This window comes from Tepidimonas charontis, assembly GCF_007556685.1.
GTDB classification, from domain to species: Bacteria; Pseudomonadota; Gammaproteobacteria; order Burkholderiales; family Burkholderiaceae_C; genus Tepidimonas; species Tepidimonas charontis.
The window spans coordinates 1-508 of sequence record NZ_VJON01000126.1 but is presented as its reverse complement, the minus strand read 5'-3'; the positions used below and the strand labels follow the sequence as shown (position 1 = coordinate 508).

Below are 508 nucleotides of genomic sequence, written 5' to 3'. Positions count from 1 at the left end.
TGCGCCTGGTGCACCGCGGCAAGATCAAGCGCCTGACGCACGAGGAGCGCAGACTGCTCAAGCGCCGCCAGGCCATCGAGCCGGTCATCGGGCACTTGAAGCAGGATCACCGCATGGACAGGTGCCACCTCAAGGGCGAGCAGGGTGACCGGCTGCACGCGGTGCTGTGCGCGGCGGGCTACAACATCCGCTGGCTGCTGCGCATGATCGCCAACAAGGGCGTGCCCTTCTTGAGGCGAGCTTTTTTGCGCCTCATTGCGGCCGTGCGGCTGCTCGGGCACTTGCTCCTCCCACAGCGGCCAACCGGCATCGGCGGTGCCAACCCGGCCCTGCCGAGGCTGCGGCTGGCTTGCAAATGAATTTTTCAGGGGCGACTAATTAGTCGCCCCTGAAATATTCATAACCGCATGATTTTTCTTGTGTTATTGTCTGTTTGCGAGTACAATTTCCCCCAGATTTGATGGTCTGATGCGCCGTTTTCTGGGAGTTTTTCGATGTTTGCCTGCCC

Annotated in this window: 1 protein-coding gene; it reads left to right on the top strand. The window is 60.4% G+C overall.

The window, feature by feature from the left end:
* On the top strand, positions 1 to 359 hold a 359-nt coding region (locus Tchar_RS14190; protein WP_236640483.1), incomplete at its 5' end, for a transposase.
* Positions 360 to 508: the final 149 nt, after the last annotated feature.